This is a genomic window from Streptomyces sp. RP5T (assembly GCF_003933965.1).
Classification (GTDB): domain Bacteria; phylum Actinomycetota; class Actinomycetes; order Streptomycetales; family Streptomycetaceae; genus Streptomyces.
Genome location: NZ_RSAJ01000469.1, coordinates 1 through 6,554, shown reverse-complemented (window position 1 = coordinate 6,554; position 6,554 = coordinate 1). Strand labels below are relative to the sequence as shown.

Sequence of the window (6,554 nt, the reverse complement as noted above, 5' to 3'; positions counted from 1 at the left end):
GGTCGCGGCCTGGTGGGGGACGCCCAGGGGCCGTGTCACACCGTGACACGGCCCCTGGGGCGGCATGGCGAGAGGGCGGCGTGCAGCTGCGCCCTCGATCGTCGTGCGGTGTTCAGTTGGTGCGGATGACGATGGACGAGCAGACCTTGTCGGCGAAGGTCTGACGCTTGGCGTCCCAGGCCGGCCACAGCCAGCCGAGGTAGCACGCGAGGCTGTCCAGGAAGTGCGCGAGACGGCGCACGAAGGCCATGCCGACACCGAGGGGCTGACCGTCGATCTCCCGCACCAGGCGGATGCCGACCGCCTTCTTGCCGAGCGTCTGGCCGTTCTTGCCCTCGATGATCAGCTGGTAGATCCCGAGACCGAGGAGCGCGAGACCGCCGAGCAGCGACAGGAACGCCATCTTGGCGTTGGCGCCGACGATGACCAGGATGTACGGGACCGCGAAGACGAGCATGTCCACCAGGGTGCCCAGGAAGCGCTGGCCCCAGTTGGCGTACGGCGGCTGGCCGCCGTAGCCCGGCTGCTGGGGGTAGCCGTAGGCGGAGGCCGGGACCTGCGGCGCCTGCGGGTAGCCGTAACCGGGCTGCTGCGGCTGCTGGGGATAGCCCTGCTGCTGCGGGTACCCCTGCTGCGGCGGCACGCCCTGGGGGGCCTGCTGCGGGTAGCCGTAACCGGGCTGCTGGGGCTGCTGCTGCGGGTAGCCGTAACCGGGCTGCTGCGGCGGCTGCTGGGGGTTCTGCGGCTTTTCGTAAGGGTTGTTGGGCGAGCCGAAACTCATGGTGATCCTCCGTTGGGCAACCTGGGGACAATGCGGACTGCGCGGAGGAACGTCATGTCTGAGCGGTCTGCCCCCCGAACATCAACCGCGATACTGCGCCAGACATCGTTCTAGGCAGGTGTGTTGTTGTCCAGACCCATTCGGTAGGTGTTGTGCAAGTGCAACCTCGCCGATCTTGGCGGGGGCCCTGGTGGAACCCGGATTGGAACCTGGGCCGGGTCATCCGGGAGGATGGGGTCATGACCGCCCAGATTCTCGATGGCAAGGCCACCGCAGCCGCGATCAAGTCCGATCTGACCGCCCGCGTGGCGGCGCTGAAGGAGAAGGGCGTCACGCCCGGCCTCGGCACGATCCTCGTCGGGAGCGACCCCGGCAGCCAGAAGTACGTCGCCGGCAAGCACCGGGACTGCGCGGAGGTCGGCATCGCCTCCATCCAGCGTGAACTGCCGGAGACGGCCACGCAGGAGGAGATCGAGGCAGTCGTCCGCGAGCTGAACGACGACCCCACGTGCACCGGCTACATCGTCCAGCTGCCGCTCCCCAAGGGCATCGACGAGAACCGCATCCTGGAGCTCATGGACCCGGACAAGGACGCGGACGGCCTGCACCCGATGAACCTCGGCCGCCTCGTCCTCAACGAGCCGGCGCCGCTGCCCTGCACCCCCAACGGTGTGCTGACCCTGCTGCGCCGCTACGGCGTCGAGACCAAGGGCGCGGAGGTGGTGGTCGTCGGCCGTGGCGTGACGATCGGCCGCCCGATGCCGCTGCTGCTGACCCGGCGCAGCGAGAACGCGACGGTGACCCAGTGCCACACCGGCACCCGTGACCTGTCCTCGCACCTCAAGCGCGCGGACATCATCGTCGCCGCGGCCGGTTCCGCCCACCTGATCCGCCCCGAGGACGTGAAGCCGGGCGCCGCCGTCCTCGACGTCGGCGTCTCCCGCAACGCCGAGGGGAAGATCGTGGGCGACGTCCACCCCGGCGTCGCCGAGGTCGCCGGCTTCATCTCCCCGAACCCGGGCGGCGTCGGCCCGATGACCCGCGCCCAGCTGCTCGTCAACGTGGTCGAGGCGGCGGAGCGCAGTGTCGGCTGAGGCACGGGACCCCGAAGAGCGGGGAGCGGCCGCGGCGGAGGGTCCCCAGGACACCTCCGGCGCGGAGGGCGCCGAGCCCCGGGAGGCCGTCGAGGGGCGCGGGCAGGAAGACGCCGTCGCGCGGGAGTCCAGGGCTGAGGAGCGGGCGGGCCGGGCAGCCGGTGCCGCGGCGGCGGTCTCGGTGCGGAGCTCCCGGAAGGCCGGCGTGGCATCGGGGCAGGCCGGCGTGGCATCGGGCGGGGCCCCGGGCTCCGACGGGGCGCCGGAGGAGGAGGCGGAGCCGGACGCGGAGGCCGAGATGGTCGTACGGGATGCGATCAGCGCTCCCGACGTCGACGGGCGGCCGCGCCGGGCGACACGGCGGTTCCCGCTGTTCACGAGGGACACCGCGCGGCCCGAGGGCGGTGGCCGTGCCGCACCGCGGGACGCTCCGGCGCCCGCCCGGCAGTGGCCGGTGCTCTCCGTGCTGGCCGTGGTGGGGCTCGGGCTGTTGCTCACCGCCCTCGACCAGTTCCGTTACGGCACCCTCTTCATCGGTCTCGCCCTGCTCGCCGGTGCCGTGCTGCGCTGGCTGCTGCCGGACGTCGGCATGCTCGCCGTCCGCTCCCGCTTCACCGACATCGCCACCTACGGCGTGCTCGGCACCGCGATCGTCCTGCTGGCGATGATGGTCCAGCCGGATCCGTGGCTGGAGATCCCCTTCCTCAAGGACACCCTGCACTTCACGGTCAGCAGCAGCTGACCCGGTGCGGGCCGGCGGTCCGCCCCCACCCCCGATCGAGGGACGGACCGCCGTCACCACCCAGCCTCCCGTGCCGCGAACTTCCTGTTCAACGGCTGTCGGTTCGCTGTGGCACAGCGGTGACGGTTCCGGCACGGTGTGCGCGACCTGGCACAGCCGCCCCCGGACCAGGAACCGATCAGGGCCCTGACGTCGTCACTTGCCTGGAAGAAGGCAGGAAGCCACGGAGGTGGGCGATGAGTGGCTGGCAGGCGCTGCCCGACGATCTGCCACCGGAGGTCCGGCACTTCGTGGAGCAGCTCAGGCAGCTCAAGGACCGCACGGGGCTCAGCCTCGTCGCGCTCGGCGCCCGCACCGCGTACAGCAAGTCCTCCTGGCACCGCTACCTCAACGCCACCCAGCCCCCGCCGCAGCAGGCCGTCGCCGCCCTGTGCCGGATCGCGGGCCTCGACAGCACCGACGCCGAACGCTTCGGGGTGCGCCGGGAACTGGCGGTCGAGGCCTGGCCCCGCCCGGCGACGGCGCCCCCGCGGACCGCCGAGGGCGAGCAGGGCGAGGGCGAGCCGGCCGAGCAGGGTGAGCGGTACGAGGACGATCCCACGCTGCCGTGGTGGGACGAGTCCCCGAGCGAGCGCGCGAGCGGGATGAAACATCTGCTGCTCGCCGCCGGGCTGCTCCTCGTGCTCCTCGTGCTGGTCCTGCTGCTCGGGGTGGCGGGTGCCGTTGCGTCCGGGTGATACGGGGCCTTCGTGGCCGCCGTTATTTCCGATCTGTTCCGCCTGTGATGATGTATCGACAAGTTTGCGTATTTGATATGGGGCTGTTCGACGACACGGCTAACGTGTCGAACTTGCGGATGCTCCCGTGCGCCCCCACCCGGGGAGCTGAGATCCTTACGGCACGGGGAAGAGCGGGGAACAGCCAGCACCGACCGGGGGGAAAGAGGGGGAGCAATGCCTCGTTGGAGGGCCTTGCCGGATGAACTGGATCCGCAGGTCAGGGAGTTCGCGAGCCAGCTGCGGCGGCTCGTGGACCGCAGCGGCCTGAGCATCGCGGCCGTCGCCGACCGCACGGGTTACAGCAAGACGTCCTGGGACCGGTATCTCAACGGCCGGCTGCTCGCGCCGAAGGGCGCGATCGTCGCCCTGGCGGAGGTCACCGGCACCAATCCCATTCACCTGACCACGATGTGGGAGCTCGCCGAACGGGCGTGGAGCCGTTCGGAGATGCGCCACGACATGACCATGGAGGCCATCCGGATCTCCCAGGCGCGGGCCGCGCTCGGCGAGTTCGGGGCGCCGCCCGCGAACGCCAAGGGCGGCAAGACGGCCCGCAAGAGCGGCAGCGCGACGGCGACGCCGGGGATCGCGGGACCGGCGGGGGTGGCCCCCACGGTGCCGCCCCAGCCGGTGGCGTCGGAGAACGACAGCGCCGAGGCGCGGCGCGCGGCTTCCTCGGGGAGCAACTCCTGGGGCATGGCCGGGTACCAGGGACCGTCCCAGGCGTCGGGGCGTACGGCTCCGGCCGGTTCGGCCGGCCCGACAGTTCCGCCGGGGCCGTACGGCGAGCCGCAGGACGCTCGTCCCGCCGACGGGTCCGCGGGTGCTCCCGGCGGCTCCGGCGGTTCTGGTGGTACCGGTGGGGGCAAGCGGCGGCTGACGATGTTCCTCGCCGGGGCCGTCGGCGTGCTCGTCGTGATAGCCGCCGTGTTCTTCCTGGTCGACCCGGGCGGGGACAAGAAGAACCAGTCCGGGAAGTCGCCGTCGCCCTCCGCCAGCGCGCCCGCCTCGCTGCCGGCCGGGGTGAAGTGCAGCGGCCAAGGGTGCACCGGCAAGGACGCCGAGGCCATGGGGTGCAGCGGCAACCTGGTGACGACCGCCAAGACCGCCACCGTGGGGACGGCCGTCCTGGAGGTGCGCTACAGCAAGACCTGCGGGGCGGCCTGGGGGCGGGTCACCCAGGCCGGGCAGGGCGACAAGGTCGAGGTGAGCGCGGGCAAGGTGACCGAGCAGAGCGGGAGCATCACGGAGGCCGGTGACACGATCGCCTACACGCCGATGGTCGCCGTGAAGGACGCGACCGAGGCGAAGGCGTGTGTGACCCTGGCGTCCGGGCAGCAGGGGTGCACCGACTGAGCGCGTGCACCGAGCCGCGGTCCCGCACCCCTCGGTGGGTGAATCCCGCACGCGTGTGCATGGGCCGCTGAATCCTGGGCACGCGAAACATACCCCCACGGGAGTCCGGACACCGGCACCCCCATACGGCGGCCGCTTCCGTCCCCCCTCTCCCGGACGGGCGGCCGCCTCTTCGTGGGGGCGGTCGTTTGTGGGCCGGCTGGTTGTGGGCCGGCTGTTTGTGGGGTGGGCCACACGGACCCGGACGTTCGGGTCCCCGGATGCGCGATAGCCTGACCGCTGGAGATCTCTTGACGCCGAGAGATCGATCAAACGTCCGGGGCAGGGACGCCCCACCGCCAGCTGTCATACGGAGAACGCCATGACCCGCACTCCCGTGAACGTCACCGTCACCGGCGCGGCCGGCCAGATCGGTTACGCCCTGCTCTTCCGCATCGCCTCCGGCCAGCTGCTCGGCGCGGACGTGCCGGTCAAGCTCCGCCTCCTGGAGATCACTCCCGCGCTCAAGGCCGCCGAGGGCACCGCCATGGAGCTCGACGACTGCGCCTTCCCGCTCCTTCAGGGCATCGACATCACGGACGACCCGAACGTCGCCTTCGACGGCACCAACGTCGGTCTGCTCGTCGGCGCCCGCCCGCGTACCAAGGGCATGGAGCGCGGTGACCTCCTGGAGGCCAACGGCGGCATCTTCAAGCCGCAGGGCAAGGCGATCAACGACCACGCCGCGGACGACGTCAAGATCCTGGTCGTCGGCAACCCGGCGAACACCAACGCGCTGATCGCCCAGGCCGCCGCCCCGGACGTACCGGCCGAGCGCTTCACCGCGATGACCCGCCTCGACCACAACCGCGCGCTGACCCAGCTCGCGAAGAAGACGGGCACCTCGGTCGCCGACATCAGGCGCCTGACCATCTGGGGCAACCACTCCGCCACCCAGTACCCGGACATCTTCCACGCCACGGTCGCAGGCAAGAACGCCGCCGAGACCGTGAACGACGAGAAGTGGCTGGCCGAGGACTTCATCCCGACCGTCGCCAAGCGCGGTGCGGCGATCATCGAGGCCCGTGGCGCGTCCTCCGCGGCCTCGGCCGCCAACGCCGCCATCGACCACGTGCACACCTGGGTCAACGGCACCGCGGACGGCGACTGGACCTCCATGGGCATCCCGTCGGACGGCTCCTACGGCGTCCCCGAGGGCCTCATCTCCTCCTTCCCGGTCACCACGAAGGACGGCTCCTACGAGATCGTCCAGGGCCTGGAGATCAACGAGTTCTCCCGCGCCCGTATCGACGCCTCCGTCAAGGAGCTGGAGGAGGAGCGCGAGGCGGTCCGCGCGCTCGGCCTCATCTGAGTTTTCTCCACAGCTCTGTCACGAGCCTGCACGGGCCCTGTTCCGGTTCCCTCCGGAACGGGGCCCGTGGCCGTTTTTCGCCCTACGGTCGAAGTCTTGCCCGGTGGGGTGATTCGGGGGGTTCGCGATGAGCGGCTGGAACGGCTACAGCTCGGGTTCCGGAGCGGGACACGGGCCGAGCGAGGAGAGAGGCCGGTCGGCCTGGAGTTCGGGGGAGACGGGCACCACGTCGCCGTGGGCCTCCGCGGAGACGCAGACCTCCTTCACGCCGCCCTGGGCGCCGGCGGTGCCGGCCGCTCCGGGTCCCGCGTACGCGCCCCATCGGGTCCGGCGGGTGCTCGTGGCCTTCACGGTGGCCGTCCTGGTCGGGGTCTCGGTCGGCGCCGGTGTCTGGTGGTTCCTGCGCGGCACCTCGATCGGGTCCCGCACGCCCGCCGACCCTGCCCCCGCC

7 protein-coding genes are annotated in these 6,554 nt (G+C 71.5%); 5 read left to right on the top strand and 2 right to left on the bottom strand.

The window, feature by feature from the left end; translation table 11 throughout:
* Positions 1-112: 112 nt before the first annotated feature.
* A complete protein-coding gene (locus EHS43_RS33660) occupies positions 113-781 on the bottom strand; it encodes an RDD family protein (RefSeq protein WP_125194439.1) in 669 nt (222 codons plus the stop codon).
* 239 nt (positions 782-1,020) lie between these two features.
* Between EHS43_RS33660 and EHS43_RS33655 the strand changes: the two genes are divergently transcribed.
* The 5 genes from EHS43_RS33655 (at position 1,021) to EHS43_RS33635 (ending at position 6,103) form a co-directional block, all read left to right on the top strand.
* Complete coding sequence (locus EHS43_RS33655) at positions 1,021-1,875, top strand: bifunctional methylenetetrahydrofolate dehydrogenase/methenyltetrahydrofolate cyclohydrolase (protein WP_125194438.1); 855 nt, start codon at positions 1,021-1,023, stop codon at positions 1,873-1,875.
* Between the two features lie 226 nt (positions 1,876-2,101).
* A complete protein-coding gene (locus EHS43_RS33650) occupies positions 2,102-2,617 on the top strand; it encodes a DUF3017 domain-containing protein (protein WP_260470825.1) in 516 nt (171 codons plus the stop codon).
* A 236-nt stretch (positions 2,618-2,853) separates the two neighbouring features.
* A complete protein-coding gene (locus EHS43_RS33645; protein ID WP_125194437.1) occupies positions 2,854-3,354 on the top strand; it encodes a helix-turn-helix transcriptional regulator in 501 nt (166 codons plus the stop codon).
* Positions 3,355-3,588: 234 nt separating this feature from the next.
* Positions 3,589-4,752, top strand: coding sequence for an XRE family transcriptional regulator (locus EHS43_RS33640; RefSeq protein WP_260470824.1), 1,164 nt, complete (start codon positions 3,589-3,591; stop codon positions 4,750-4,752).
* Positions 4,753-5,113: 361 nt separating this feature from the next.
* Entirely contained in the window at positions 5,114-6,103 is a 990-nt protein-coding gene (locus tag EHS43_RS33635; protein WP_125194435.1) for a malate dehydrogenase, read from the top strand.
* 144 nt (positions 6,104-6,247) lie between these two features.
* On the opposite strand, the gene EHS43_RS46790 is transcribed toward EHS43_RS33635, so the two are convergent.
* The coding region (locus EHS43_RS46790; RefSeq protein WP_221740782.1) for a hypothetical protein at positions 6,248-6,554 on the bottom strand (307 nt) is incomplete at its 5' end.